This is a genomic window from candidate division KSB1 bacterium (assembly GCA_034506335.1).
Taxonomy (GTDB): Bacteria; Zhuqueibacterota; Zhuqueibacteria; order JANLFK01; family Oleimicrobiaceae; genus Oleimicrobium.
This window is the reverse complement of sequence record JAPDPR010000088.1, coordinates 1-2,752: the sequence shown is the minus strand read 5'-3', so window position 1 is coordinate 2,752 and position 2,752 is coordinate 1. Positions and strand designations below refer to the sequence as shown.

The following is a 2,752-nucleotide window of genomic DNA, read 5'->3' as shown; positions in this document are numbered from 1 at the left end:
GTGGCGTGGTCGTACACACTGATGGTCTGCACCCCAGGGGTGCGCAGCACAAACCCGCTTCCGGCAAAAGAATGCACACCGTTGTCACCGGGAACGAAGGTATAGCGGTTGTTCACATCATAGGGTAGCACCGCGCTGGGATCACTGCTGGTAAAGTACACCTGACCCGTGTAGTTCGTCTTCAGGTTATCATAGGGGTCATAGGCACCCACCGTCACATTCGCACCGCCAAAGTCGTCGTTCGCCCTTACGCGGAGCGGGTAGCCGGTGAGCGCAAACTTGCTCAGCGCTCCGGGCTGCACAATGATCGTACCGGTGGTGCGCGTCACTGAGCCGATTTGGCCACGCAATTGTGTCGGGACGGCATTGTAAAGCGTCTGCATGGCGGAACCGCTGCCGTTGACCACGACGACGTCCGCCAGGCGCGGCGGGGTGCCGTTTGGGGCATCACCACCCCCCGAAGCCACGCTCACGGTCACCAGACCTGAGGCAGCATTGTTGTAAACGTCCCTTGCGTCAGTCACCGTCAGGGCGAAGGGAACACCTGCGGTCTGCGGGCTCGCGGCAGCCAAAGTGAAGTTGTTGATGGCCGCCGCCGACACATTGATGTAATCACTCACTCGGCTCACAGAGCCGTTCGTCACCGTGATTCGTTGCTGCCCCGCCGTCCGCAGGTCGAAGTCGCTACCGGGAAATGTTCGCGTCCCGTTCACTAACGGCACAGGGTTAGCGGAGCCGTGGGTGAGCACAGCCGCGGGGTCAGTGCTTGTGAACCAGACGGTACCTGCATAGTCGGTCTTGACGTTCTCCCACCGGTCATATGCGGTGACCACCACCGAATTGCCGCCGAACGTCTGGCCGGCAACCACGGCATTGGGGTATCCGGTGAGGCCGAAGCTACCCAGAGAAGACCCTGGGCCCACAGCAAACTGGTCCGTCGTTCGACTCACACCGGAGAGCTGGGCACGCAAACGTACCGCGCTTTCTACACGATACAGAGTCTGCAGGGACGACCCGCTGCCTGCAACAACCGTGATGGGAGTAAGAATCGCAGCGGTACCATCAGGGGCTGCGCCCCCACCTACAACCGCGTCCACGGTAAAGGTGCCAGAAACAGGGTTGCCATAGCTGTCCTGTGCGCTGGTGATCGTCAGGGGAAACGGCACCCCTGCTTTCTGGTTGCCAGGGTTGGACAGAGTGAAGCTTGCCACAGGGGCTGCCCCCACAGAAATGGCACCCGAAGTGGCAGAAATCCCCGCCTCGGCGTCATTGACGGTAATGGTCTGCGCCCCCATGGTCTTGAGCGTAAAACCGCCCCCTGGAAAGCTCTTTTGTCCGGCACTAAAGCCACCACCAGGCGTCGGCAAGGATGCCTGGGGGTCAGTACTACTCCAGCTCACACTCCCCGCATAGTTGGTCTTCACGTTGCCGTACACATCATAGGCAGTGACCACCACCGGCGACGGAAAGCTACTGCCTGCCACCACCGATGCGGGCACCCCCGCGATCCCAAACGACCCGAGCGCCCCGGGCACCACGACAAACCCATCGGTATCGTCACTGACCCCACCAGCCGAACCCCGCAACGCCACCCCACTCTCGGCCCTTACCAACACCTGGGCCGCTGACCCAGCCCCATTGGTGACCGTAATCGCACTCAAACTCGGCGTACTCCCATTCGGCGACTGGTGAGTCCCTCCATCGGCAAAACTCACCGCTATCGTCCCACTCCACGCATTGTTCCACTTATCTCGCGCCCCGGTCACCGACAGGGTAAACCCTACCCCGGCCACCTGCGTGCCCGGGTTGCTTAGCGTGAAGCTGTCCAACGCCCCAGGACTCACCGCAATCGCCCCAGACTGCCGTGACACCCCCGCCGCCGCATCTGTCACCGTCACCGTCTGCGCACCGGCTGTGCGCAACACAAAACCCGTCCCCGGAAAGGAGTGTACACCCGCATCGCCCAGGGTGAAGGTGTACCGACTGCTCGCCGTATACGGAAGCGTAGCATTGCCATCGGTCGAAGTGAAATAGACCTGTCCAGTGTAGTTCGTCTTCAAATTGCCGTAAAGATCATAGGCCGCCACCGTCACGTTGTTGGCACCAAAATTACTCCCCGCCGTCACCGCCGACGGGTACCCCGTGAGCGTGAATGAACCAAGCGCCCCGGGCGACACCGTGATCGTCCCCGTGCTGCGAACGACCATGCCTACTGCCCCCTGAAGTTCTGTCCCCACCGCCCTCACCAGGGTCTGATTCGCACTGCCACTCCCATTGGCCACGGTTATATTACTCAACGTCGGCGAGGTACCGTTCGGCGAACTCCCCCCACCACTGGCAACACTCACCACCACCGTGCCGGAAGCCGGATTCCCCTCGCCGTCAACCGCACCGGTCACCGATAACGCAAATGGCACACCCGCCACCTGGCTCAACCCCGCACTCAAAGTAAAGCTGGCGATGGGCCCCGCATTCACCTGGATCGCCCCAGATTGCTGCGACACCCCCGCCGCCGAATCTGTCACCGTCACCGTCTGCGCCCCCGCAGTCCGAAGGACAAAGTCGGAGCCGCTGAAAGTTTTCTGGCCACCAGTAAACCCTCCCCCGCCAGCGGGCAACCCCGCGCGGGTATCACTGCTCGACCAGGTGACTGTGCCGGCATAGTTCGTGACCGTGTTGTTGAATGCATCCTTCGCCGTAACGGTCACGGAACTAGGGAAGGAGGAACCGGCGGTGACGGCCGAAGGGACCC

At 61.8% G+C, this 2,752-nt stretch carries 1 protein-coding gene; it reads right to left on the bottom strand.

Features of this window, described 5'->3' with window-relative positions; translation table 11 throughout:
* On the bottom strand, positions 1 to 2,752 hold a 2,752-nt coding region (locus ONB25_15050; GenBank protein ID MDZ7394203.1), incomplete at both ends, for a hypothetical protein.